The sequence below is a fragment of the Thalassolituus sp. LLYu03 genome, assembly GCF_050507655.1.
Lineage (GTDB): Bacteria > Pseudomonadota > Gammaproteobacteria > Pseudomonadales > Oceanobacteraceae > Venatoribacter.
The window spans coordinates 726857-750084 of the sequence record NZ_CP191496.1 but is presented as its reverse complement, the minus strand read 5'-3'; the positions used below and the strand labels follow the sequence as shown (position 1 = coordinate 750084).

Genomic DNA, 23228 nt, shown 5'->3' with positions numbered 1-23228 from the left:
AAAAGCAGAAAGTAAAAAAGCAAGCGCTGCCAATCGTCAAATACTCAGCGGTAAACCAGCACCGGAATCTGACTGTGCGTCAGCACTTTCTGGGTTTCACTGCCCAATAAAATACCGCTCACACCGCGACGTCCGTGCGACGCCATAAAAATTGCGTCGCACCCTTCCTGTTCCGCCGCCTCCACAATCAGCGCCCAGGGCTGGTCGCCGGTCTGGCTTAAAGTGCGGAACGCAACACCGGCAGCAGCAGCCTGTGCCGCCGCGTCGTTCAGCACGCTGGCCGCGACATCATCCAGCGCAGCATTCTGCGTCTGCAGCAAGTGCGGATCGCTGATCGCTCCCAACCCCAGATACGGCAAGCCCGCCGTCGGCCGGGCATAAAACAGCACGATTGTGGCGGCGGTTTCGGCGGCAAACTTCACGGTGTTTGCCACACACTTCTGTGAAAGCGGCGAGCCATCCGTAGGTAGCAGAATAGTTCTGAACATAATCGCGTTTCTCCATTAATGACCACCCGCACCCGGCTCAATCACCCGGTCCGGTTTTGGTGCCAGCCAGATAATGGCCGCAGCAAAGATAAAAATAAGCGCCAGAATCGTCATGATCTGATTGGTGCTGAGCATCACGCTTTGGCCGGTGACCACATAATCGATCACGCTGTTCACGGCTTCGTCGGGCATACCCTGCTGAGTCAGCATGCTGCGCACACTGCCATCGGCATCGGCCATACCCACCAGCTCAGCATGGTTACGCGTGGTCTGGTTGGCCCAGCCTGTGGTCACCAGCGAAGTGGCAAAGGCACCCGACAAGGTACGCAGGAAGTTCATTAAACCGGCCGCCGAATCCATTTCTTTTTCGTCCACCGCCGCCAGCGCAATGGTGGTGGTCGGGATAAAGAAGAACGGCAAGGCAATGCCCATCACTGCCAGCGGAATGGCGATATCCCAGAAGCCCATATCCGTGGTGGCAATGGTGCGCCAGAAGGTCACCAGCCCCATTAAAATCACACCGAAAAACACCAGCGCACGCTGATCGGTTTTATTCGCCGCCTGCGCAACCATAGGCGCAATTAAAAAGCCGGTTATGCCCAGCCAGGCGGTAACTTTGCCGGCTTCGGTGGCGGTATAGCCCATAAAGCTCTGCAGCCACAGCGGCGTTAACACGTTCACGGCAAAAAACGCAGCGTAAGCAAACGACACCGTGAGCACCGCCACGGAAAATCCGCGGTGGCGAAAGACGCGCATATCCACAATCGGATTACGCACGTTAAATTCCCAGATTAAAAACAGGATAAAACCCACCGCGGCAATAATGGCCAGACCGACGATATGGCTGGAGGCAAACCAGTCGAGGTTTTTGCCTTCGTCCAGAATCAGCTGCAGCGCAGCAATCCACACAATCAGCAAGCCTAATCCCACTTTATCAATCGGATTAATAACCGGAGTTTCCTGGTAGCGTTTCATCAGTTTCCACGAATACAGACCAAAGGCCAGACCGATCGGCACGTTGATGAAAAACACCCAGCGCCAGCTGACGTTATCGCATAAATAACCACCCAGAATCGGACCAACCACAGGCGCCACCATAGTGGTCATCGACCACAGGCCAATGGCCGCCGCGGTTTTTTCTTTCGGGAAAATACGCAACAACAGGGTTTGTGATAACGGCATTAACGGACCGCCACACAGGCCCTGAAATACGCGCGCGACGACCAACAGACCAAGCGAATCGGCCAGGCCGCAAATAACAGAAAAAATACCGAACAATATCAGCGAAGCAGAAAATACCCGCACCGAGCCAAAGCGTGCCGCCAGCCAACCGGTGAGCGGCACGGTAATGGCTTCACCCACCGCGTAAGAGGTAATAACCCAGGTGCCCTGGCTGGACGCAGCCGCCAGAGAACCTGCGATATTCGGCACCGCCACGTTGGCGATGGTCAGATTCAGTACGGCCACGAAGTTGGCCATTGCCAGCATTAATGCGGCAATCGCCATCTGCGGACCGCTTAAGGGAATAAATCCCTCACGTTGCGTCGCGCCAGTCATAGACTTCAGCCCTGAGTGCCGGAGTGCAGATCAATTTCCACCGCCATGGATAAACCCACTTTCAGCGGATGCGCAGCCAGCTGCTCTTTATCCAGACGGATACGTACCGGCAGACGCTGCACCACTTTGATCCAGTTACCGGTGGCGTTCTGCGCCGGAATCGCGGCAAAGGCCGAACCGGAACCGCCCGAGAAACCTTCCACCACACCGCGGTACACCACATCGTCACCGTACAGGTCTGAGTGCAGTTCCACGCTCTGACCCACGCGCACATCCGCCAGCTGTACTTCTTTGAAGTTGGCGTCGACATACACGTCGGCCACCGGCACCACCACCATCAGCGCCATACCCGGCTGAAGTCGCTGCCCCACCTGCACCTGACGCTTGGCGACAATGCCATCCACAGGCGCGCGCAGTTCGGTACGGGCCAGATCGACTTCGGCCTGCTGTAAACGGGCACGGGCGGCCATCACATCCGGGTTGTGGTCGATATCAGCATCGGCAATCCACACGGTATTGGCGGCCTGGGCTTCTTTGGCCGCATTCAGGTTGGCCAGCGCCTGACCTTCCGCAGCACGGGCCGCTTTCAGCTGAGCTTCGGCGGCACGGAAAGCGTTGGTGGCCTGAGTCAGTTCGTCACCGGAGACAGAACCGGATTCCACCAGCGCAGTACGACGGTCGAAATCCACTTTGGCGCGGTCGTAGTCAGCCTGAGCAACGGCCAGACCGGCCTGTGCACGTTTGAGATCGGCGTCACGCGCGAGTACCTGCGCACCCAGACTGCGATCGTTGGCCTGATAGCTTTTTACCCGGCGGATGGCCTGTTCCAGACCCGCACGTGCGCTTTGCAGCGCCAGCTGCGCATCCACCGGATCAATGCTCAGCAGCAGATCGCCGGCTTTTACCTTTTGCGTATCGGATACCAGCACTTCACGCACAATTCCGCCAACCGCCGGGGTGATGGCCGCCACTTCGGCGTTGGTGTAGGCGTTGTCGGTGCTGACGTAACGCGATGCCACCAGGTTCCAGTAAGTGACAGAAGACACCGCCACCACAGCCGCAACCGCGGCAAAGATTCCCAGGCTCTTGTTACGACGGGCCGTCAGCTGGGCATCAGAGAGTTCATTCGGATTCATAAATCGGTACCTTGCACTTACAGATGGTGAATAGGTTTAGCGGCTGCATCGGACTGGGCAGACGTTGCATTCATCGGGGTTGGGGATTGCGCCAGTGTGCTGTCATCGGGCTCCTGATAACCGCCACCTAAGGCTTTGTTCAGCGCCACATCCAGCACTAAGGCCTGAGTTTGCAGGCCGGTAAGCGCTTCCTGACTGATCAGCAGCGCGTCTTCCGCCGACAGTACCTGCAGGTTGCTGGCCAGACCGCCTTCGTAGCGGTTTTTCGCCACTCTGTGGGCTTCGCTGGCGGCGGCAACGGCCTCTTCCGCTTTGCTGATGCGCGCTTCCAGTGAGCGCTCGCGTACCAGCACATCCGCTACTTCCTGCAGGGCGTGGGTGATGGTGCTGTTGTAAGCGGCCACGGCCTGATCGTAATGGGCTTCGCTGCGGAACAGGTCGGCGCGCAGACGCCCGCCGTTAAAAAGCGGCAACGAGATGGCCGGGCCAACACCACCAATGTCGGAACCGTCGTCAAACAGGTTGTCGACGCCGAGCGACTGCACGCCAACAAACGCGGTCAGGCTGACGTTGGGGTAAAAGGCCGCGCGGCGCGATGCAATAGCCTGATCCTGCGCCTCGACCCTGAGACGGGCTGCAACAATATCCGGCCGGCGTCCCAGCAGATCGAGCGCCAGATGCTGCGGCACGCCTTCATGCGCATTCAGATTCAGCGCCGGACGGCCGATGCTCAGACCACGTTCAGGGCCTGCGCCGAGCAGTGCCGCCAGCTGATTGCGCATAACGGCAATCTGTTCATCCAGCGCCAGCACCACGCCTTCGGCTACCGCACGACGGGCTTCGGCTTCACGCACCGACCCAATGTTCTCCATGCCGTACTGATGACGTTTGGCAAACAGCTCAGCGGTTTTGCCCCGCACGTCAGCCGAACGGGCGGCGGTGTCGCGGCTCAGGGTCAGGCTGTTGAGGCCGGCATAGGCCGAGGCCACAGCACTGGTCAGCAGCAGGCGCGCCTGCGCCACTTCGGCTTCACGCGCGGTCAGTTCCGAGGTAGCGGCCGCCAGCGCGGCGCTGTTCTTGCCCCAGAAATCCAGCTCCCAGCGCATGTCGAGACCCAGACGACCGTAGGAATTCCAGCCCTGCGGCGTGAAGTCGCCGGGAATCACGCCGTTGTAAGTCATTTTTTCTTCGCTGACCGAGGCATTCAGGCTCAGGTCCGGGCGCAGTGCCGACGTCGACAGACCCAGCATGGCCGCGGCTTCGGCCAGACGCGCCTGCGCCATGGTCAGATCCGGTGAAGACGCCAGCGCCTCGTCCATCAGCTGATTCAGCTGGGCATCGCCATAGGCCAGCCACCACTGATCCTGCGGCCACAGATTGTTTGCGGCGCTCTGTTCGCCGGGCATTTGCACTGCCGCGACATCCTTCATAGCCGCGCGCGACTGTTCGTCCGGCAGACTGGCGCAGCCGCTGATCGCGACGGCCAGCGCCAGCAGCAGAAAGCCCGCAGGCTTAGGGCCGCGCGTTGGCTTTCCGGTTAACTGCTCTGACATATCAACCTCATAATTAAACTAACTGGTTCAGTTATCGACTTGAATCTTAGTCGCGCAACGCCGTAAAGTAAACTGAACGGTTTAGTTATAGATATGAGAAATGTCGCTTATGACAGGTTAAAAAGCGAACAGACAAGCCGCCGCCACGACCAGCGCCGGCGGCTCGTAAATACGCACCGGCGTTCAGACGACCGCCCTGCTCTGTTACAGTACGGCCAGCGAATACGGATCAGACACATGAGAAAAAAGACCGAAGAACGCCGTCAGGCGATTCTGGATGCCGCCGAACGGGTGTTTCAGCAGGTGGGCTTTGAACGCGCCTCCATGGCGCAGATCTGCAGCGAGGTCGGCTTTTCCAAAGCCACGCTGTACAGCTACTTCAACAGCAAAGACGAGCTGTTTTTCGACGTTATGATGGCCGCGGCCAGCGCCGAGTTTGAGGCCACCAAATCCCTGCTCGACCACAGTTCCGACGACGCGCGCGCCGTGCTGCTGGCCTACGGCCGCCAGTATCTGACCGTACTGTATTCGCCGCGCGTGCAGGCCATCCGCCGCTTAATGGCCACCGAGGGCAACCGTGGCGATCTCGGCCGGCGCTGCTTCGAATTCGGCCCTGAAAAAGGCCAGAACATAGTTGCCGGCTATCTGAAAACCCTGATGGATAAGGGTGTGCTGCGTGAGGCGCGGCCACTCTTGCTGTCGCAGCAGCTGCACAGTCTGCTGGAGGCGGAATGGATCGAACAGTTTATGTTCGGTGTGCTCGGCGAGTTGTCGGCCAGCCAGTTTGCGGCGGCGACCGGCGACGCGGTGGATACGTTTCTGCGCGCCTGGCGTCCGGCCTGAAGCGGCTTAAGAAACCGGCATAAGCTGAGTTGCGGACAATAAAAAAGGGCGCCTGAGCGCCCTTTTCTGCATACGCAGGTCTGCTTATTTCAGCAGTTTGCGGCCGTTGTTGGCAGCAATACGCATACGCAGCGCGTTCAGCTTGATAAAGCCTTCCGCGTCTTTCTGGTTGTAAGCACCGCCGTCGTCTTCGAAGGTGGAGATACGGGTGTCGAACAGGCTGTTGTCGGACTTACGGCCAACCACAATCACGTTGCCTTTGTACAGTTTCAGACGCACAACGCCGTTCACCGGAGCCTGAGACTCGTCGATCATGGTTTGCAGCATCTGACGCTCAGGGCTCCACCAGTAACCGTTGTAAATCAGGCTGGCGTATTTCGGCATCAGTTCGTCTTTCAGGTGCGCCACTTCACGGTCCAGAGTGATGGACTCAATCGCACGGTGCGCTTTCAGCATGATGGTGCCGCCCGGAGTTTCGTAGCAGCCACGGGACTTCATGCCCACGTAACGGTTTTCTACGATGTCCAGACGGCCGATGCCGTTGGCACCACCGATTTTGTTCAGGGTTTCCAGCACAGTGGCCGGGCTCATGGCTTCGCCGTTGATCGCCACGATATCGCCGCGCTCGTAGGTCAGTTCCAGATAGGTAGGAACGTCCGGAGCGGCTTCCGGGCTGACAGACCAGCGCCACATGTCTTCTTCGTGCTCGGTCCAGGTGTCTTCCAGCACGCCGCCTTCATAGGAGATGTGCAGCAGGTTGGCGTCCATGGAGTACGGAGACTTTTTACCGGCTTTGTTGAAATCGATCGGGATGTTGCGCTCTTTGGCATAGGCCATCAGGGTTTCACGGGAGGTCAGATCCCATTCACGCCATGGAGCAATCACTTTTACGCCTGGTTTCAGGGCGTACGCACCCAGTTCGAAACGCACCTGGTCGTTACCTTTACCGGTCGCGCCGTGGGAGATTGCATCAGCGCCGGTTTCGTTGGCGATTTCAATCAGACGCTTGGCGATCAGCGGACGGGCAATGGAGGTACCCAGCAGGTATTCGCCTTCGTAAATGGTGTTGGCGCGGAACATAGGGAATACGAAGTCACGCACGAACTCTTCGCGCAGGTCTTCGATGTAAATTTCTTTAACGCCCATGGCTTCGGCTTTGGCGCGTGCAGGTTCGACTTCTTCGCCCTGACCCAGGTCAGCGGTGAAGGTAACGATTTCGCACTGATAAGTATCCTGCAGCCACTTTACGATGACGGACGTATCGAGGCCGCCGGAATAGGCAAGCACCACTTTTTTGATGTCTGACATGGAATTCTCCAGGATGATGATGTGGGCGTGACAGCGCAGACAACGCCGGCACCGTGATCGAAAGGGGCAGTATTGTACTGATTGAGCAGTAGATAGCCAACAGCCACGGGCATTTAGCGCGCATTGAATGCGTAATGGGCGGGTATCAGTCGGCTTCGGCGGTGGTTACGCCGCGGTTTTTCGGTTTGAACAGCAAATCGTCGGGAATCGGCATGTCCTGACGCTGTTCGATACGGATGGTCACCCGCCGGTTGGCTGCTCGGCCTGCGGGGGTTTTGTTGGTGGCCACCGGGTAGCGGTCACCGTGGAAACGGGTGGTGATCATTTCAGGGTCGATGCCCTGTTTCACGAAATAGCGCTCTACATCTTCTACCCGCGCTTTGGACGTCTGACGGTTATCGTAACGGCGACCCTGATTATCGGAATGGCCGTCGAGGTACACGGCAAACACGCGCGGGTCGTGTTTGATGTAAAAGATGATGCGGTCGAGCAGTTCCATGTCTTTTTTGTCGATGGCCTCTTCACCCACGCCGAACAGCACTTTCGAGCGCGCCACCTGGCCGAAATTCATCGGCAGCAACTGTTTTACGCAATCGATGTAATCGCGGTAATGGTCTGTGAAGGCAGTGGCCGACAGGTGAATCTGCACAAAGCGGTCTTTGTCGTAATAGGTTTTGTGACTGATCGCAGGCCATTTGCCTTCCAGCAACGCGTGCAGAAACTGGTTGGTGCGTTTGGTATCCAGACTCAGGTTCGGCGACTGTTTCAGAATCGGCGAGGTGCCCAGATTTTCAGTCTTGTTGGCCGGCTGCCAGGGCGGCGGCAGGATGCTGACCTGCGCCTGACTGTAATCCATGAGGTTGCGCAGGGTCTCGAGACGGAACACCACGTCCTCGCCTGCTTCGTGGTAGAACACTGCCGTGCCGTAATCCGGAATCTCCTGCTCGAAGCGGCAGGCAAACACCGAGCCGCTGACGCCCCAGCGGGTGTTATCCACCGAGCTGCCGTATTCCAGCGCAGCCATGGCAGGCAGAGCGCTGAGCAGCAGGAGAAACAGAAAATGTCTTGGCATAGGCATACGCTTGTCACCGTCGCAACGGCGACTGAGTCCAGGGGCTTTGGTCAGGTTATCGGCCAAAACCGGTAAAAATTAAGCACTTATCCCACTTTCCGGTACAATGCGCGGCACCCGAGCCGCACCCCGTGCGGGCATCCCTATATTTTAGACAAGGTTGAGCACTATGACTGAACGTCTGACCATTACCCGTCCCGATGACTGGCACCTGCATGTGCGCGATGGCGCTGTACTGCAACACACGGTGCCAGCCACGGCCCGCGTAATGAAGCGCGCGATCATCATGCCTAACCTGCAGCCGCCGGTGATGAACGCCGAGCAGGCGCTGGAATACCGCGACCGCATTCTGTCGCGCGTGCCGCAGGGTCTGAACTTTGACCCGCTGATGGTGCTGTACCTCACCGACAACACCACCCCGGAAATGATCGCTGAAGCCAAAGAAGCCGGCCATATCGTAGCGGTAAAACTGTACCCGGCCGGTGCCACCACCAACTCCCATTCCGGCGTGACCGATCTGGGCAAGCTGGACCACATTGCCGCGGCACTGGCCGACGCCGGTATGCCACTGCTGGTGCATGGTGAAGTGACCCACAACCACGTCGACATCTTCGACCGCGAGAAAGAATTCCTCGATACGATTCTGGCGCCGCTGGTGAGCCGTCACCCGTCGCTGAAAGTCGTGGTTGAACACATCACCACCAAAGATGCGGCCGAGTTCGTGATGAGCCATGGCGACAACATCGGCGCCACCATTACCGTGCAGCATCTGGCCTACAACCGTAACCACATGCTGGTTGGCGGTATTAAGCCGCACTTCTACTGCCTGCCGATTCTGAAGCGCAACATCCACCAGCAGGCGCTGCAGGATGCGGTCGTGAGCGGCAACCACAAATTCTTCCTGGGCACCGACAGCGCCCCTCATGCCAAAGGCGCCAAAGAAAGCGCCTGTGGCTGTGCCGGCTGCTTCACCGCCTATGGCGCGATTGAGCTGTACGCCGAGATCTTTGAGGATCTGGGCGTACTGGATAAACTCGAAGCCTTCGCCAGCTTCAATGGCCCCGACTTCTACGGCCTGCCACGCAACAGCGACGAAATCACCCTGGTGAAAGAGTCCTGGCAGGTGCCGGTGGAAATGCCGTTCGGCAAAGACGTGATCGTACCGTTACGCGCCGGTGAAACCCTGCGCTGGAAACTGGAGTACTGACAGTGAGTGAAGAAAAGCAGGAAAAATCCCTGATGGCGCGACGCTTCCGCGGCTTTCTGCCGGTGGTGGTGGACGTGGAAACCGGCGGTTTTAACGCCGAAACCGATGCGCTGCTGGAAATTGCCATGGTCACCCTGCGCATGGATGACGACGGCTATCTGCACCCGAACGAAACCTTAAGCGCCAACATCCATCCGTTTGATGGCGCCAACCTGCAGCAGGAAGCACTGGATTTCACCGGTATCGACCCGTTCGATCCCGAACGTGATGCCGAGTTTGAGATCGACGCGTTAACCGCCATGTTCCAGACCGTGCGCCGCGAAGTGAAAGCCAACGGCTGCAACCGCGCCGTTCTGGTGGGCCACAACGCCCACTTCGACCACGGTTTCCTGCGTGCCGCCGTGGCACGTAACGACATCAAGCGCGACCCGTTCCACCCGTTTTCGTCGTTCGATACCGCGTCGATGGCCGCGCTGTCACTGGGTCACACCGTGCTGGCACGCTCCTGCAAGATGGCCGGTATCGACTTTGATAACAGCGCCGCCCACAGCGCCGCCTACGACACCTTCAAAACCGCAGAACTGTTCTGCTACATCATCAACCGTTACAAAGACCTCGGCGGCTGGCCTCTGCCCGCGTCCGAACTTGATGACGACGATGAATAACCGCTGAACTGTAACGGACGCTTATGGATTACCGCTTTTTCTACAACGAACGCCAGCTGCCGTGTGCGCGCCTGTCGATGGACCACGAAGCCTTCGGCCACTGGCTGTCGGACGAACTGGCCAGCGATGGCGAACGCCTGAGCGAACTGCTGGCCGTGATCAAAGACATCGAATCCGGCACCCGCCGCGAGTTCGAATGGAAAGGTCACGACTACCTGCTGCTGCTGAACCGCGATGACGCCGAAGTGGTCGCGCTGGAACTGCTGCAGGAACACTCGCTGGAAGAACTGCAGGAAGAAGACATGGATTTTTACGACGCGGAATCCCGCGCCGTGTGCGGACTGGAAGATTTCCGCGACCTGCTGATCGAATGGCGCGATTTTCTCGACGATTAATCGCGCCGAGCCGGTGTTCTGCCGGCCCTTCGTCACTCACGTCAGAACAGCCCCGCTGCAAACCCACCACTCCAAACGCACCGCGCCAAAACATCCCCACGCTCACCTCACACCAGCCCCCACACCCGCACCTTCGTAAAAAAGCCGCATGAACTATCGCGCTTTTCCGCTCTTTCCTCGCACTTTTTCAGTACCGCCGTACGGCTTGCGCTTACCGAAATAACAATTAACCGGACATTAATACAACACAGTCATAAGACCGCTTACGCCGGCTTACGCAAAGTGACACGATGAGTCTCTGAAGAGCCCGCAAGCGACTCTCCTCAACACGGATTATGGAGGAAGTACTATGTTCAGACGTTTACTGATGATTGCACTCTCCCTGACGCTCATCGGCTACAGCAGCTTTGCCGCTGCCGCCTGTGTCAGCGCCGAAGGCGGTGTTCAGACCCAAACCCTGTATGCCGGCCAGACACTGAACGCAGGCAGCGTAACGCTGCAGGTGATCGGCGACGATCTGGTTGTCACCTATTCCACCACGGACGGCTGGTCACTGAATGAAACCCATCTGTGGGTCGGCACCTCGCTCAGCGACATGCCACAAACCCGCAAAGGCACACCAAAAATTGGTAACTTCCCCTACCACAGCGGCAGCTTAAGCGGCGTCAGCCAGTACACAGAGACCATTCCCCTGAGCGTGCTCGGCTTCAGCTGTCCGCAGGCCGACACCCAGTACTATGTGGCCGCCCATGCGGTGGTCAGCCGCGTCGGCGCTGACGGCGAAACCGTGCAGACAGAAACCGGCTGGGCCGACGGCACAGGCTTCGTCGACAAAGGTATGTGGGGCACCTATTTCACGCTGGTACTGACCTGCGACTGCGGCGGCGACAACCCGCCTGTGGTACTCGGCAGCTGTGAAACCGCCTTCGCCTACAGTGGCGGCACCAATGTGGCCGATGGTGACATCACCACCAGCTTCCTCGACATTGACGAGGACGAAGACGGCAACGGCGACTTTAACCGCTGGGGCTGGACGAACGGGCCGGTGGGCAGTGGCAGTTACAGCTGGGATATCTACGCCGGCGCCGGCCAGAGTGATATCAGCAAAGGCACTTTAGTGGGCGTGCTGAATGTGGTGTACGACGGTTTCACCGCCTACGTCGACTACGTGATGTACGGTCCATACCTGCTGGATGAAACCCATCTGTACGTGGGTAACGAGATACTGCCGCGCAATGTGAACGGCCTCTATACAGTGGCACCGGGGCAATACCCGACCATCCACGGCGACCTGGGTGGTGTCACCTCTGACACCTACGTTGTCAGCGGGTTGTCCGGGGATATTTACGTCGTCGCCCACGGTGTCAGCTGCACGGATGACAACGCCGCTTACTGACGATGGCCTCTGACAACACCATAAAAAAACGAGCCTCAGGGCTCGTTTTTTTATGCACGCAACCGATACGCACGCTTGCTGTCTGGAGGTTGCGGCTGAGATTACTGCTGGTCTTTGGCCCGCGCCTTGCCCCAGGGGTCTGGCGCCGGCTTGCTCTGCTGCTGACGCGGTGCGCGCGGGGCAGAACGACCAGCATCAGCACGGCCAGACGCCGGGCGATTGTCTTTTGCCGCTGTATTTTTCGCCGCCGGAGCACCGTCCAGCGCTTTCAGGCGCTGGGTAATCTGGCTTTTGCCCTCGCCTTCTTTGAAGCCGATAAACACAACTTCGACCTGCGCCCGTGCCCACGGGGTACGACGCAGAAAAGTCAGGCTGGATTTAATGCTGGGGTTCGAGCGGAAACAGTTGATGCGGATAAACCCGGCCAGCCCTTCCCAGCCGAATTCATCCACCAGCTGATTGAGCAGATTTTCGAGGGTGACACCCTGCAGATGATCGGTTTTTCTGCTGTTTTCGGTCATAAAAAAGCCGTCTTGAGTAAGACGGCTATTCTAGCCTTTTATGCGCCGGGCTGCCCGTGATTAAACCAGAGCCGGGTTATTCCACCGGCTGGGCGCATTCGGAATTGGCCGGATTAAAACGGCAACGCACTTTGCGCTGCAGGGTCAGCATGCCGCTGTCGTAATAGCCACGGTCGCGCAGGGTGATACGCGCTTCCTGCATCATTTGCTGATAGCTGGCTTTTTCTTCGTCGCTGATGCCGATCCAGACATCGCCCGGAATCGAGCCGGTCTGCTGATCCACCAGTTTTTCAATGTCGGCAAAACGGCGGTAAAAATCCTCGCGCACCAGCTGCGCAATTTCGGTCGGGAATTTATCGCGCCGACCCACCAGTTGCAGCGTCAGCTGCGAGAAGGGGTAATCGACAATACCGCCGTCTTTGCCCATGCCGCGGTACAGTTCCATCATGTTGTAGGCCACCAGTGGCGCCGGCAACACATCCACGGCGTGGTTATTGAATTTACTGCCGGCGCTGACCACGCTGGTCGGCACCGGGTTGGCACCAATCTGCAGAATCATTTCCGCCTGAATCGGGTCGTAATCCATCACCGCTACGCGTTTGCCGGCGGCTTTGGTCAGGCTGCTGATTTGCCGGTCATTCACAAAAATATAAGCCGCGCCCATCGACGCAAAACCCATCACCACGTACGGGCCTTCTTCCATTTTGTCGGCATTTTTCGGGTTCACCAGCACCTGCATCAGCAGCTTCATATGTTCGCTCGACGGAATCGCGCCGATGGCATCAATGGTGCCGGTAAAACGGTTAAACAGACGGGCGCGGATGCCGGTAAACAAAGCCGCATCACACTGCCCGGCTTTCAGATCGTCGGCCAGCACGCCTTCGTTGGTGTAGGCGTCAATTTCCACGCGCACGCCCAGATCCATCAACCGGGCCTGCTGATCCAGCGCGGTGGCGTAAATCGGACCTGAACGCCCCAGCACATCCCACACACAGATTTTGCGCGGCGGAATTTCGCCATCCACCAGCATGCTGCTGTACAGGGATTTAATCGCGTTAATGCGCTGTTCCTGAGTCAGGCTGGAATCCATGGCCTGCTGATGCAGAACCTCCGGCAAAGCCTGCGCTGTGGTCGCCGCAGCGGAGGGCAATGACGAAGTTAAAACGAACAGCGCGAGCAGCGGGCGTAACAAGGGGCGGGTCAATGGGTGACGAAATGAGCTGAGAGAAATCATAAGCGCTTCCGGACACGGGCACGTGTGTGGTTATTGTTATTGTGCGCGCCAGTGTACGCCCGTACAGAATGCACTGGCAGGTGATTTCCGGCAGCGCACAGCCCGCCACTGACCGAACCGGACCCGCCAGAAAAGAAAGTCCCTTTCTGTTACGACGGCGGCAGGCGGTTTTTGGCTTCGATCCACTGCGCCATGTACTGGGTACTTTTCAGGCTGTGATGGCGCAACATGCGGCTGTAAAACAGCGGCGCGCGATGCGCGTCCGGGTCGGCCACGATGCGCTGCACGGCCTGCAGCAAACGCGGGGCATGATCAGAGAATAAAAACCGCTCGCTGAGCAGGCCCAAACCCGCTTCGTGCAATGCCTGCCAGGTGTCCGCGTTCTGATACAAAGCCACGGCCGCATCGGCGAACGCCTGCGCGTCGTCGGCGATGTGCGCACAGACACGCTCACCGTACATGCCTTCGGCGCCGATGCTGGTCGTCACGGCCGGCGTGCCGTTGCGCGCAGCGTCGATTAATTTGCCTTTAAGCCCGGCGCCAAAACGCAACGGCGCCAGCATCACCCGCGCACTGCGCACCACCGCCTGCGCATCCCCGGCCCAGCCCTTCACCAGAAAACCCTGCTGGGCGTTTTGCAGCTGGGTCGCTTTTTTCGGCGGATACGCGCCGTAAATATGCAGCTCGGCTTTCGGTAATTGTTTGCGGATTAACGGCCACAGGGTTTCTTTTAAATAACGCACGGCATCCCAGTTGGGTTCGTGGCGGAAATTACCGATCGACACAAAATGTGCGCGCTCTTCAAACGCCGGACTGCTGCCGGGCTCTGGTGCCTGTTCCATAAACGGCACGTATAAAAGCTGTGTTTGTGGCACCGAAAAATAGTCCGTTAAATAGCGCATTTCGAATTCTGAAATCATCAGCGACACATCGCAGCGTAAAATCGCGGCAATTTCGCGCACCGCCAGTTCACTGTGGCGGAAGGCCAGCTCAGGAATAACCGGTAATGGCTGCGGCTGCACTTTCAGTTGTGCGGCACGGGCGTGGCGCAGCGAGTGCAGGTCTTCGGTATCCAGAATGCGCACGGCCTGCGGGCAGGCTTTTTCGACCCGCCAGCCGAATTGCTCTTCCATCATAAAGCGGTCGAACATCACCAGCGCCGGTTTAAGGCCAATAATAAAGTCATCGAACGACGAGCAATTCAGCGCCAGCGGCACCGCTCGAATACCCAGCGCCGCCAGATCGGGCGCGTGCTCACTGGCCTCGGCCGGCGAGCCGTACACCACGTCGTAACCGTCCTGCTGAAAGGCCCGGATCAGCTGCAGCATACGGCTGCCCGCCGCCGACGAATCCGGCTCGGGCCAGACGTAACCAATAACAAGCAATACCGGATTTTCAGACATGATTCAGACCCGCGCGAAAACAGCGCGCAGTATACCTGCGGATGCCCTTCGCTGTTCAGCCGGTTGACGGAATGCCGGCAGCAGAATCACCACCAGCGCGCCGGGTACGAACGGCCCAGACTGCGGTGGTAGAGCACGCCGAACAGCACAATCACCAGGGTGCCGGCCAGTACCGGCGTCAGCAGGAAGCTCAGTTCCGGGCGGCTCATCATCACCAGCAGCGGATTCGCCCCGGCCGGCGGATGCGTGGTTTTCGTCAGCTGCATCAGCAGAATGCCCAGCCCCACCGCCGCACTCAGGCTGAGCGGGCCGACACCCACCAGCTGCAGAACAGCAAAGCCCACCGCCGTGGTCAGCAGATGGCCGCCAATGATATTGCGCGGCTGCGCCAGCGGGCTGTCCGGCAGCACAAACAGAATCACCATGGTGGCACCGAACGGCGCCATCAGCAGCGCGTGCTGCTGCCAGTTGCCGAGTAGCGTGAGCAGCAAAATGCACAGGCTGCCGCCGACACCGGCCAACCACGCCTGATGCCCCGGATGCGCGAGCACCCGTCTTACACTGGCCGTGAACGGCCCGGAAACGATATTCATCAAAAGTCTCTCCACAGGGTTCAGTAAAGGAAGAACGGACCACGACAAAGGTAGACCGATCTGTCTACTTGTTAAAATAGACAAGTCTGTCTACCTCTGTCAACATGCCCTGAAACCCGTCCGGAATCCGCGATGAGCAAACCGCAGCAACTGATCAGCACCGCCTTTGCGCTGTTTTACCAGCAAGGGATTCACGCCACCGGCATCAACCAGATTCTGGAGCAGGCCGGCGTGGCCAAAAAAACCCTGTACCACCACTTTCCCGGCAAAGACGATTTGCTGCTGGCGGTGCTGGCTTACCGCGATGAGGTGTTTTCCGGCTGGCTGCTGGGGCGGCTGGACGATGCGGCATCTCTGACTGAATTGTGCCGCGCCTGGTTTGGTGCACTGGACGACTGGTTTAACGGCCGTGCCGACGACCTGCTGGCGTTTCGCGGCTGCTTTTTTGTGAATACCAGTGCCGAATACAGCGACCCGCAGCACCCGGTGCAGCAGGCCTGCCGGGCCCACAAACAAGGGCTGGAAATGGCGCTGGCGGAACGCATTGCCATGCGGTTGGAAAAGATTTCACAAGAAGGAAAAACCGACGCGCAGCAACTGGCGCACGAATGGTGTCTGCTGAAAGAAGGGGCCATCGCCAGTGCCGCCGTGGGCGGAAATCTGGCGGCAGCGAACGACGCGCTGACTCTGGCGCTGCGGCATCCGCTGCTGAATCGTTAAGGCCGGCTGACGCTAATGACCGGCCTGTAGTTACCGGCGTTTAGTTACCAGCCACTTCCGCCGGGCGCTGCACGGCGTCGCGGTACCACATCTGCCAGCCCTGCACATTCAACAGCAAATCGGCGGTGGTTTTGTTCAGGTTATCCGCCTGCTCTTCGCTCAGCTGATACACCACACCCTGCTCTGTGCTCACCTTCTGCGGCAACACTTTCTGCGCCGGCAACTGAAAGCTCAGCAGCCAGGGCGACGGCTGACTGCTGAGCGGCGCGTTCAGATGAATATCGCTCACTTTGCAGGCGCTCATGGCAGGCGCTTTCACGCTCATGCGGTTGCACACCGTCAGTTGCTGTTCAAACGCAGACCGCTCGGTTGCGCAGCGCGACTGATCGCTACGGCAGCTGCCGAGCAGCGCCGCATCGCGCTGATAATCGAGATTCTGTTGCTGATGCTGTTGTTTCAGTTGCGTCAGTTCGCTCTGCAGATCGGTATAACGCAACGCCTGCGCCGCCATCAGATGCTCATGTTCACGCACCGTCATGCAGCCGCTTAAGGTGATAATGGCCAGCAGTGGGGTAATGAATTTCATAGCGTGCCCTCCAATACCAGTAAACCGCTGCCCTGTTCCCGCAGCCGGGCCAGATCGTCCGCGCTGCGGGCGCTGCCTTCTTCACTCAGACGCTGCAATAACGACAGCCGCCGGGTGATGTCCTGATTCACAGCCATAAGCTCATCGCGGCTGGTTTTCAGGCGCGCAAAGGCCTGCTGGTGTTCGGTCAGTTCACGGTTGCGTTGTTCGATGGTGGCACTCAGGCCGGATACTTTGCCTTCGGCCTGAGCAGCGCGAAGATCGGCGGCGTCGCGCGCGGCAACCAGCTGACTGAGGCGGGCGTTCAGTTCCATGATCTGGCCAGCAAGCTGCGATTTTTCCGCCAGGCACACACGCTCGGCCTCGCGGGCGGCGGCCACGGCATCATCGTCGGCCGATTGCGGCGGAAAAAACACCTGCCATGCCAGCGCACCGCCGAGCACGGCGATCAGAAAAATAAACAGATAATCTTTCATTGACATCCCTTCCACGATAAGACAGCCCACTTTGCCACAGCCACTGGCCGGGTAAAACTACGCATTCGGTGGGCGTCTGCCATTTGCTAAACTCGCCCTTTTACCGCGCGGACAAACCCTGTGCTGATTGCTGCCAAAATTCTGGTCACCTTTCTGACCGTAATCCTGCTGGCCAAAGTGGCCGAGAAAATGAGCCCCCGCCATGCCGGTCTGCTGGCCGGTTTCCCGCTGGGTACCGCCATTGCCCTGTACTTTTTTGGCTGGCAGCAAGGCGCCGACTTTGCCGCCCACAGCGCCGTGTACACCCTGTCGGGCCTGACCTCGGCGGTGGCACTGGCCTTTGGCTATTGGCTGGTGATCCGGGTGCGCCCAGCTGTTCACTGGCTGCCGGTGGCGGTAGCGTCGGGGTTTGCCTGCTTTTTTCTGGCCGCCAGCCTGCTGCAGTTTCTGCCCGCCAACCGCTGGCTGAGCCTGCTGGTGATCATCGCGGCCATCCTGATATTCCGCACCCTGCTGAAAGGCATCGCCGAAGTGCAGATCGACCGCAGCCTGCCACCCGCCAATGCGCTTGCGCGGCTGCTGGCCGGTAAAACCGCCACCCTGCTGTTCCGCGCCAGCATCGCCACCGCCTCGATTCTGCTGATTACCGGATTAGCGGAATTACTCGGCCCGACCCGTGCCGGTCTGCTGGCGGCGTTTCCGGTGAGCTTTTTCCCGCTGATGCTGATTCTGCACATCAGCTACGGCGGCGCTGTACTCAGCACCACCATCAAGCACTACCCGGACGGCATCGGCGCACTGGCGGTGTACGCGCTGGCCGTGACTTTCCTGTACCCGCTGCTCGGCCTGCACTGGGGCACTGCCGCGGCGCTGCTCTGCTCGGTGGCCTATCTGCTGGTCTACAGCCAGCTGCGCGCACGCTTTGCACCAAAGAGTTCCTGAGCGCGTACCGGCGTAAGGGCTGAAAAAATGGCGGCAGCTGGTACAATGCCGCCCTTTGCTGGCCGGGCGAACCGGTTGCAGCCCCACAGATTCACTGCGGAACCTGACGATGAAAGAATTTACCACTCCGGATTTCCTCAAAGATTTTGCCGACTTAGCGTCTGCCGATGGCCTGAAAACCGCCAACGTCTGGTATCACGGCACCGCCTCTGGTCTGGTGGCCAGTATTCAGGCCCACGGCCTGATCGGCTCCGGCGACAGCGAACTGCACCAGCGTCAGCTGAAAACCCTGGGCACCATCGGCCACGAAGCCATGGACACCAAAGACCCGGTTTTCCTGACCCAAAGTAAAGAACTGGCCAACTTCTGGGCCAACTCCAAAGCCCACACCCGCACCATTTACATGGGCAAAGAAGAAACCCCGGTGGTGTTTGAAATCACCCTGCCGGAAGAACTGAACAAGCAAGTAATTACCGACGCCGGCGGCGCGGCACTGGTGCTGGAACCGGGCAATATTTACCTGCTGTGGCTGCGTGAACTGTATCAGGCCAACGGTCAGGAACTGCCGGAACTGAGCTATAAAATGGACCGCATGGAATACCTGAACCGTCTCGGTCTGGCCTACAGCGCCGCCGATATTCCGGCTCAGTATCTGATGCTGCTGCAACCGAACTGAGTGCAGCGCCATAAAAAAGCCCCGCTGTGCGGGGCTTTTTTATTTCCGGCGTTCGGCCGGTCTCTCTACCGGACTTGCCGCGGTTGCCGGAACCCCAGTTCAGAGAGCGCTGTTTGCATTGGGTGGAACAGTGCATCCCGGCCAACGGATTTTTCTGGTGCCCGTTCCGGCGTAGCCTGTGCGGCCCGCCAAACGCTCTCCAACTTTGTGGACCTGTTATGAAACAACGCCTGGCTTTTACCCTGATGATGTCGTTCGTGCTGTCGGTGCTGATGACCTGCTGGGTTACCTTTATTAACCTCGGCTTTACCGACGAATTCTTTATGCGCTGGGGCAAGGCCTTCGTGCTGGCGTGGCCAGCGGCGTTTGTCATCGCCTTTTTATTCGGCCCCCGTATTCATCAGTGGTCAATGCGGTTTAAATAACCCGACATTTGACCTGATGTGAGACGCCCATGAAACGGATTTATCTGGCCGGCCCGGAAGTATTTCTGCCCAACGCCAACGAACTTGGCCTGCGCAAAAAGCAGCTGTGCCGCGATTATGGTTTTGAAGGCCTGTTTCCCCTCGATACCGAAATCCGCATGGGCGACGATAACGAAAACCTGGGCTTTGTAATCAGCCGCGCTAACGAAGGCCTGATTCACGACGCCGACATTATTATTGCCAACCTCACGCCCTTCCGTGGCGCCAGTGCCGATGTCGGCACAGTGTACGAACTCGGTCTGGCGCGCGGGCTGGGTAAAATCCTGCTGGGCTACAGCAACGACCCAACGCCCTTTACCCAGCGCACCTTCGCCCTGTTTGGCGACGGGCCGCTGCACCTGCATAACCCCGGCGAATTGCACGACCGCAACGGGCTTAAAATCGAAGAATTCGGCCTGAACGATAACCTGATGATTGATGGTGGCATTCACGCCGCCAGTGGCGAATTTCTGCTGCACGACGCCACTGACAGCCAGCGTTTTACCGACCTCACCGCCTTCGAGCGGCTGCTGGCGCAGTTGAAAGCACGGTCGTTCTGAGCCGTTTTGTTCTGCCCGACGGCAACAATCTGTTCCGGTACGGACTTTGACTAACTCAGACAAACTGCCTATATTGCGCCGGCATTTTCAAAATGCATCGTTCTCGGGGCGGGGTGAAATTCCCCACCGGCGGTAACAGCACAGTCTGAAGCCCGCGAGCGCCTGTGGCTTTCTGCCTCAGGGTCCAGCAGATCCGGTGAGAATCCGGAGCCGACGGTATAGTCCGGATGAAAGAGAGCGTGTCAGAACCGGGGCAGACCTCACATTTGCCACCGCCGGTGCCTGTCCGTTCGCCCTGATTCAACTTATTTAAGGAACTGAATCAGAGCCATGAACACGTTTGACGCAAAAACCCAACGCATCGCCTTTATTCACGCCAGCTGGCACACCGACATCGTGCTCAACTGTCTTGAAGGCTTTAAAGCCGAACTGGCATCACGCGGCTACGACCTGAACAACATCGACGTTATTCCCGTGGCCGGCGCCTACGAAATTCCCCTGCAAGCCAAACTGCTGGCCAAAAGCGGCCGTTACGCTGCTGTTGCCGCGAGCGGCTTAGTGGTCGACGGCGGTATCTACCGTCACGACTTCGTCGCCCAGGCCGTTTGTTCCGGCCTGATGCAGGTGCAGCTGGAAACCGAAGTACCGGTACTCACCGCCGTGCTGACCCCGCACAACTTCCACGAACACGACGAGCACAAAAATTACTTTGCCCGTCACTTCGTAACCAAAGGTCAGGAACTGGCCAACGCCGCCGATAACGCCATGCGCGTAACCGCGGCGGCAAAAGCGCTGTAAGCAAAGCGTTTTTCTGCGGAATAAAAAAGCCTGAGCTCTTTTGAGGTCAGGCTTTTTTGCTTTTTGGAGGGCGATGTATTGGGGTTTTGGTAGGGGTAACGCAGCGCTCTGCGGCAAATCTGGAGCGCAGCGGAAAATTTGTCCGTCAGCAGCTCTTTGTTAACATTCTAAACTACGCAGCTAGCGAATTAGCTTGAAAACTTAGCAAAAAGTCCCTTAAACACTGAGGGGTTTCAGCATATTGACTCAATTCAGAAATGGCATTCGCCTTCGTGAGTTGAAGCTTCACATTGCCTTTATTCTTAAATATCTCCCTGCCATTCTTATTGCACCTATCTTGCTTAAGCCTTCCTAAAAATATTCTATAAAACTCTAAATTTTGTTTACCTCTAAACCACATTTCCCCACACCGCCCTCCAAAATATTCCTTTGAATCATTCAAGCTAACTTGTAGGTCTTCCGGCAATTCAGGAAAAATTGATCTAGGAGAATTTTCATTATACTTTTTTAACACACCAGACAATTCAACACCAACCAAATCATCAATACTAACATTATTTATGTTTAGCCTTCCTGTTGGCGATCCTGATCGCTCAATAGATCTTATTTCTTTAACTAAATAATTAAATCCTTTTATCGCATCTAAATACTGACATTTTAAGTCTCGGTACTTTTCCATGCACGCATAAAAGCAACTATCCTCATTACACGCATCGTTTATTCCGAATTCAGCAGAAAGCAGACGTGCAAACGCACTCTCTGTGAAATATAGATTTTCTATTGAGTAACAAGGGGTTATGTATAGATCATAAAGTCCAGACAACTCTTTGTTTTCATCGAAATCGGAATCAATGAAAAACAGACACGACCGGCTTTTATAGGTTTCGTGCTGTCTTATTTTCGATCTCATGCTTAGTACATTTTCCTTGCCACCACAATTAATTCCGGTCCAAACTATGTCCGGTCGAATATTATCAATTCGGATTGAATAATATTTTTCATCCTCCCCTTCAAAGAAAGCAGGCGTCTTTCCTTTTGAAGTAACTCTAGTGAACTCCAAGAACTTTACGGAAAGTGAATCTCTTGATTCTTTAAGCTTTTCTACTCTCGTCATCATAGCTCCTCAATATAGGTGCCAAGATCGACGGTATTTCCCTCTAACTCATTCTCAAAGATAAAAGGGGAGTGTGTAGTAGAAAATAGGAATTTACATTTTCCTGAAGATACGATGTCTGGTAGCAATGTCTTTTGCCATTCAATAGATAAAGAAAGTTCCGGCTCATCAAAAAATATTGCCAAGTCATTTTTTTTTCTGTAAATAGAGCAACGCAAACAGGGAGATTATCTGCTTTTCACCTGATGAAAGACTTTCGATGTCTACTTCATGACCATTCTTCTTCCTAATAATTTTGATGGTGACATTACTCTCATCATAAACAACCTCTTTGTCGTTTAAGTATCTATTGCTAACTTTTGTAAACTGCTGAATAGATTCATCATTGTCCTGTTGCTGTTCATATACTTTTAGCAAGTTACTGACAAAGTATATAAGTGGGTCGTGACCACTTTGGATTTCACCACTTCTCACCAACTCAAGTATTTGCTCTTTGTGACTCGGCGATATGTTTTTTCCAATCCTTTCTAATACAATTTCCACCGCCCTAGGACTTGAAATAGATTGTTTCATTTCTGAGGTGACAGAAAATCCATTAACAAGTTGAGACAACATTTGTCCATTGATTTTTGAAAACCACTCAACTGATGAGCTTAAAATTTCGGAAGTAATGTGTTCTATGCTTTTCCTCACATCGCTCATACCAAAATTTATAGATGTATGGCTGAATCGAGAACCATCTTTCACACTACCAAAAGCTCGAATATCCTCCTCTACCCTTCGGTATGTTGGCAAGTACAGCGTTTTTAACGGGAACTTTGTCTTGATTCTATCGAGCTTTTCCTGCGTTATTGTGTTAACTCTTCTATTTGGAGAGTCCCTCATTACTTCTCTAAGATAATCCCGCAGCATAGATGGTGGAATATCAAGCTCTCGTAATGCATGACGAAACAAAGGGGAACGTTCAATTTGGTGCACCGGGAAATTTCGAGTCTCATCTATTAACTGCAGAATGAAATCTTCACCCAGACGGGATTCAAGGTGCTCGAAAAAGCCATGTCCTTTTATGTGCTTTAGGTCCGCATCAAAATCTGATTTTTTAAAAGTTACTTTTGTGCCATCAACAAATAGCAACCCTATAGTTTCAAAAACAACCTTTCTTAATTTTGAAACATCTCCGGAAACCAAAGCATAAAACGAATTAAGTATTGTCGTTTTTCCATAGCCATTTTCAGCTACGATTATTTTTAGATTTGATTCGAAAGGTATTCGAACATCCCTTTCATCAAACAACTTTGTTATGAAAAATTCCTTTATCATTGCTTTTTCCTATATTAAAAAATTCTAACGAAATGCTAACATTTTATTAGTACGCGTGCGCATTAATTCCGGGAGACTCGATCGAGAAAACCCGCGTAACTTCCTGACCAGCCTGATAAATATTCCAAAGCCACAAAACCCCCTCCAGAAAAACGCGCACGCCGGTTAATTCAATTTTTCTGCGCCTGTAAACTTGTAAAC

The 23228-nt window shown here is 56.3% G+C and carries 25 protein-coding genes and 1 riboswitch; of the genes, 11 read left to right on the top strand and 14 right to left on the bottom strand.

Annotated features, from left to right (window positions below; translation table 11 throughout):
• Positions 1–44: 44 nt before the first annotated feature.
• The 4 genes from ACQUQU_RS03570 to ACQUQU_RS03555 form a co-directional block, all read right to left on the bottom strand.
• Positions 45–434, bottom strand: coding sequence for a universal stress protein (locus ACQUQU_RS03570; protein ID WP_430461880.1), 390 nt, complete (start codon positions 432–434; stop codon positions 45–47).
• Positions 435–503: 69 nt separating this feature from the next.
• Positions 504–2045 (bottom strand): DHA2 family efflux MFS transporter permease subunit, encoded by a 1542-nt coding sequence (locus tag ACQUQU_RS03565; RefSeq protein ID WP_430461879.1) that lies wholly within the window; start codon positions 2043–2045, stop codon positions 504–506.
• A 5-nt stretch (positions 2046–2050) separates the two neighbouring features.
• Positions 2051–3181, bottom strand: coding sequence for an efflux RND transporter periplasmic adaptor subunit (locus ACQUQU_RS03560; RefSeq protein ID WP_430461878.1), 1131 nt, complete (start codon positions 3179–3181; stop codon positions 2051–2053).
• Positions 3182–3198: 17 nt separating this feature from the next.
• On the bottom strand, positions 3199–4734 hold the full coding sequence (locus ACQUQU_RS03555) for an efflux transporter outer membrane subunit (protein WP_430461877.1): 1536 nt from the start codon (positions 4732–4734) through the stop codon (positions 3199–3201).
• Positions 4735–4971: 237 nt separating this feature from the next.
• Between ACQUQU_RS03555 and ACQUQU_RS03550 the strand changes: the two genes are divergently transcribed.
• Entirely contained in the window at positions 4972–5577 is a 606-nt protein-coding gene (locus ACQUQU_RS03550) for a TetR/AcrR family transcriptional regulator (RefSeq protein WP_430461876.1), read from the top strand.
• An 84-nt stretch (positions 5578–5661) separates the two neighbouring features.
• Here the strand turns inward: ACQUQU_RS03550 and ACQUQU_RS03545 are convergent, their stop codons facing one another.
• The gene (locus ACQUQU_RS03545) at positions 5662–6885 is read right to left on the bottom strand and encodes an argininosuccinate synthase (RefSeq protein WP_430461875.1); all 1224 of its coding nucleotides are present in this window, start codon (positions 6883–6885) and stop codon (positions 5662–5664) included.
• A 145-nt stretch (positions 6886–7030) separates the two neighbouring features.
• The gene (locus ACQUQU_RS03540; protein ID WP_430461874.1) at positions 7031–7963 is read right to left on the bottom strand and encodes a flagellar protein MotY; all 933 of its coding nucleotides are present in this window, start codon (positions 7961–7963) and stop codon (positions 7031–7033) included.
• A 163-nt stretch (positions 7964–8126) separates the two neighbouring features.
• Here ACQUQU_RS03540 and pyrC point away from each other — a divergent pair, with 163 nt between their 5' ends.
• From pyrC to ACQUQU_RS03520, 4 genes are all read left to right on the top strand, one after another.
• Positions 8127–9164, top strand: coding sequence for a dihydroorotase (gene pyrC / locus ACQUQU_RS03535; protein ID WP_430461873.1), 1038 nt, complete (start codon positions 8127–8129; stop codon positions 9162–9164).
• A gap of 32 nt (positions 9165–9196) precedes the next feature.
• Positions 9197–9829 carry a ribonuclease T gene (gene rnt / locus ACQUQU_RS03530; RefSeq protein WP_430463009.1) on the top strand — a complete coding sequence of 211 codons (633 nt, stop codon included), beginning with the start codon at positions 9197–9199 and terminating at the stop codon, positions 9827–9829.
• 23 nt (positions 9830–9852) lie between these two features.
• The gene (locus ACQUQU_RS03525; protein ID WP_430461872.1) at positions 9853–10224 is read left to right on the top strand and encodes a YacL family protein; all 372 of its coding nucleotides are present in this window, start codon (positions 9853–9855) and stop codon (positions 10222–10224) included.
• Positions 10225–10573: 349 nt separating this feature from the next.
• Complete coding sequence (locus ACQUQU_RS03520) at positions 10574–11620, top strand: hypothetical protein (protein ID WP_430461871.1); 1047 nt, start codon at positions 10574–10576, stop codon at positions 11618–11620.
• A gap of 101 nt (positions 11621–11721) precedes the next feature.
• On the opposite strand, the gene ACQUQU_RS03515 is transcribed toward ACQUQU_RS03520, so the two are convergent.
• From ACQUQU_RS03515 to ACQUQU_RS03500, 4 genes are all read right to left on the bottom strand, one after another.
• Positions 11722–12141 carry a VF530 family DNA-binding protein gene (locus tag ACQUQU_RS03515; protein ID WP_430461870.1) on the bottom strand — a complete coding sequence of 140 codons (420 nt, stop codon included), beginning with the start codon at positions 12139–12141 and terminating at the stop codon, positions 11722–11724.
• A gap of 76 nt (positions 12142–12217) precedes the next feature.
• Positions 12218–13375, bottom strand: coding sequence for a putative solute-binding protein (locus ACQUQU_RS03510; RefSeq protein WP_430461869.1), 1158 nt, complete (start codon positions 13373–13375; stop codon positions 12218–12220).
• Between the two features lie 149 nt (positions 13376–13524).
• Complete coding sequence (locus ACQUQU_RS03505; RefSeq protein ID WP_430461868.1) at positions 13525–14778, bottom strand: glycosyltransferase; 1254 nt, start codon at positions 14776–14778, stop codon at positions 13525–13527.
• An 86-nt stretch (positions 14779–14864) separates the two neighbouring features.
• A complete protein-coding gene (locus ACQUQU_RS03500) occupies positions 14865–15371 on the bottom strand; it encodes an HPP family protein (protein WP_430461867.1) in 507 nt (168 codons plus the stop codon).
• Between the two features lie 132 nt (positions 15372–15503).
• On the opposite strand from ACQUQU_RS03500, the gene ACQUQU_RS03495 reads away from it, so the two are divergent.
• A complete protein-coding gene (locus ACQUQU_RS03495) occupies positions 15504–16091 on the top strand; it encodes a TetR/AcrR family transcriptional regulator (protein ID WP_430461866.1) in 588 nt (195 codons plus the stop codon).
• Between the two features lie 40 nt (positions 16092–16131).
• Here the strand turns inward: ACQUQU_RS03495 and ACQUQU_RS03490 are convergent, their stop codons facing one another.
• Both ACQUQU_RS03490 and ACQUQU_RS03485 read right to left on the bottom strand, forming a co-directional pair.
• Positions 16132–16677, bottom strand: coding sequence for a hypothetical protein (locus ACQUQU_RS03490; protein ID WP_430461865.1), 546 nt, complete (start codon positions 16675–16677; stop codon positions 16132–16134).
• The gene (locus ACQUQU_RS03485; RefSeq protein WP_430461864.1) at positions 16674–17153 is read right to left on the bottom strand and encodes a hypothetical protein; all 480 of its coding nucleotides are present in this window, start codon (positions 17151–17153) and stop codon (positions 16674–16676) included. The genes ACQUQU_RS03490 and ACQUQU_RS03485 overlap by 4 nt, the downstream gene beginning before the upstream one ends.
• A 120-nt stretch (positions 17154–17273) precedes the next feature.
• On the opposite strand from ACQUQU_RS03485, the gene ACQUQU_RS03480 reads away from it, so the two are divergent.
• The 5 genes from ACQUQU_RS03480 to ACQUQU_RS03460 all read left to right on the top strand — a co-directional run bounded on the left by ACQUQU_RS03480 (position 17274) and on the right by ACQUQU_RS03460 (position 20593).
• Entirely contained in the window at positions 17274–18095 is an 822-nt protein-coding gene (locus ACQUQU_RS03480) for a hypothetical protein (RefSeq protein WP_430461863.1), read from the top strand.
• Between the two features lie 109 nt (positions 18096–18204).
• Positions 18205–18771 (top strand): hypothetical protein, encoded by a 567-nt coding sequence (locus tag ACQUQU_RS03475; RefSeq protein ID WP_430461862.1) that lies wholly within the window; start codon positions 18205–18207, stop codon positions 18769–18771.
• A 218-nt stretch (positions 18772–18989) separates the two neighbouring features.
• Positions 18990–19196 (top strand): DUF2798 domain-containing protein, encoded by a 207-nt coding sequence (locus ACQUQU_RS03470; protein WP_430461861.1) that lies wholly within the window; start codon positions 18990–18992, stop codon positions 19194–19196.
• Positions 19197–19225: 29 nt separating this feature from the next.
• Positions 19226–19795, top strand: a complete 570-nt coding sequence (locus ACQUQU_RS03465; RefSeq protein ID WP_430461860.1) for a nucleoside 2-deoxyribosyltransferase — start codon at positions 19226–19228, stop codon at positions 19793–19795.
• Positions 19796–19890: 95 nt separating this feature from the next.
• Positions 19891–20038, top strand: a riboswitch (FMN riboswitch).
• Between the two features lie 87 nt (positions 20039–20125).
• The gene (locus ACQUQU_RS03460) at positions 20126–20593 is read left to right on the top strand and encodes a 6,7-dimethyl-8-ribityllumazine synthase (RefSeq protein WP_430461859.1); all 468 of its coding nucleotides are present in this window, start codon (positions 20126–20128) and stop codon (positions 20591–20593) included.
• A gap of 172 nt (positions 20594–20765) precedes the next feature.
• On the opposite strand, the gene ACQUQU_RS03455 is transcribed toward ACQUQU_RS03460, so the two are convergent.
• Together ACQUQU_RS03455 and ACQUQU_RS03450 are read right to left on the bottom strand one after the other, a co-directional pair.
• Positions 20766–21707 carry a DUF4435 domain-containing protein gene (locus ACQUQU_RS03455; RefSeq protein WP_430461858.1) on the bottom strand — a complete coding sequence of 314 codons (942 nt, stop codon included), beginning with the start codon at positions 21705–21707 and terminating at the stop codon, positions 20766–20768.
• A gap of 186 nt (positions 21708–21893) precedes the next feature.
• Positions 21894–23027 carry a hypothetical protein gene (locus ACQUQU_RS03450; protein ID WP_430461857.1) on the bottom strand — a complete coding sequence of 378 codons (1134 nt, stop codon included), beginning with the start codon at positions 23025–23027 and terminating at the stop codon, positions 21894–21896.
• Positions 23028–23228: the final 201 nt, after the last annotated feature.

What these genes read in the sequence shown, in the direction of transcription:
- ACQUQU_RS03510 (WP_430461869.1), bottom strand. Translation starts at nt 13,375, where the DNA reads ATGATTTCTCTCAGCTCATTTCGTCACCCATTGACCCGCCCCTTGTTA.
- ACQUQU_RS03490 (WP_430461865.1), bottom strand. Translation starts at nt 16,677, where the DNA reads ATGAAATTCATTACCCCACTGCTGGCCATTATCACCTTAAGCGGCTGC.
- ACQUQU_RS03545 (WP_430461875.1), bottom strand. Translation starts at nt 6,885, where the DNA reads ATGTCAGACATCAAAAAAGTGGTGCTTGCCTATTCCGGCGGCCTCGAT.
- ACQUQU_RS03540 (WP_430461874.1), bottom strand. Translation starts at nt 7,963, where the DNA reads ATGCCTATGCCAAGACATTTTCTGTTTCTCCTGCTGCTCAGCGCTCTG.
- ACQUQU_RS03515 (WP_430461870.1), bottom strand. Translation starts at nt 12,141, where the DNA reads ATGACCGAAAACAGCAGAAAAACCGATCATCTGCAGGGTGTCACCCTC.
- rnt (WP_430463009.1), top strand. Translation starts at nt 9,197, where the DNA reads ATGGCGCGACGCTTCCGCGGCTTTCTGCCGGTGGTGGTGGACGTGGAA.
- ACQUQU_RS03560 (WP_430461878.1), bottom strand. Translation starts at nt 3,181, where the DNA reads ATGAATCCGAATGAACTCTCTGATGCCCAGCTGACGGCCCGTCGTAAC.
- ACQUQU_RS03460 (WP_430461859.1), top strand. Translation starts at nt 20,126, where the DNA reads ATGAACACGTTTGACGCAAAAACCCAACGCATCGCCTTTATTCACGCC.
- ACQUQU_RS03485 (WP_430461864.1), bottom strand. Translation starts at nt 17,153, where the DNA reads ATGAAAGATTATCTGTTTATTTTTCTGATCGCCGTGCTCGGCGGTGCG.
- ACQUQU_RS03470 (WP_430461861.1), top strand. Translation starts at nt 18,990, where the DNA reads ATGAAACAACGCCTGGCTTTTACCCTGATGATGTCGTTCGTGCTGTCG.
- ACQUQU_RS03555 (WP_430461877.1), bottom strand. Translation starts at nt 4,734, where the DNA reads ATGTCAGAGCAGTTAACCGGAAAGCCAACGCGCGGCCCTAAGCCTGCG.
- ACQUQU_RS03550 (WP_430461876.1), top strand. Translation starts at nt 4,972, where the DNA reads ATGAGAAAAAAGACCGAAGAACGCCGTCAGGCGATTCTGGATGCCGCC.
- ACQUQU_RS03495 (WP_430461866.1), top strand. Translation starts at nt 15,504, where the DNA reads ATGAGCAAACCGCAGCAACTGATCAGCACCGCCTTTGCGCTGTTTTAC.
- ACQUQU_RS03465 (WP_430461860.1), top strand. Translation starts at nt 19,226, where the DNA reads ATGAAACGGATTTATCTGGCCGGCCCGGAAGTATTTCTGCCCAACGCC.
- ACQUQU_RS03455 (WP_430461858.1), bottom strand. Translation starts at nt 21,707, where the DNA reads ATGACGAGAGTAGAAAAGCTTAAAGAATCAAGAGATTCACTTTCCGTA.
- pyrC (WP_430461873.1), top strand. Translation starts at nt 8,127, where the DNA reads ATGACTGAACGTCTGACCATTACCCGTCCCGATGACTGGCACCTGCAT.
- ACQUQU_RS03500 (WP_430461867.1), bottom strand. Translation starts at nt 15,371, where the DNA reads ATGAATATCGTTTCCGGGCCGTTCACGGCCAGTGTAAGACGGGTGCTC.
- ACQUQU_RS03505 (WP_430461868.1), bottom strand. Translation starts at nt 14,778, where the DNA reads ATGTCTGAAAATCCGGTATTGCTTGTTATTGGTTACGTCTGGCCCGAG.
- ACQUQU_RS03475 (WP_430461862.1), top strand. Translation starts at nt 18,205, where the DNA reads ATGAAAGAATTTACCACTCCGGATTTCCTCAAAGATTTTGCCGACTTA.
- ACQUQU_RS03450 (WP_430461857.1), bottom strand. Translation starts at nt 23,027, where the DNA reads ATGATAAAGGAATTTTTCATAACAAAGTTGTTTGATGAAAGGGATGTT.
- ACQUQU_RS03525 (WP_430461872.1), top strand. Translation starts at nt 9,853, where the DNA reads ATGGATTACCGCTTTTTCTACAACGAACGCCAGCTGCCGTGTGCGCGC.
- ACQUQU_RS03520 (WP_430461871.1), top strand. Translation starts at nt 10,574, where the DNA reads ATGTTCAGACGTTTACTGATGATTGCACTCTCCCTGACGCTCATCGGC.
- ACQUQU_RS03565 (WP_430461879.1), bottom strand. Translation starts at nt 2,045, where the DNA reads ATGACTGGCGCGACGCAACGTGAGGGATTTATTCCCTTAAGCGGTCCG.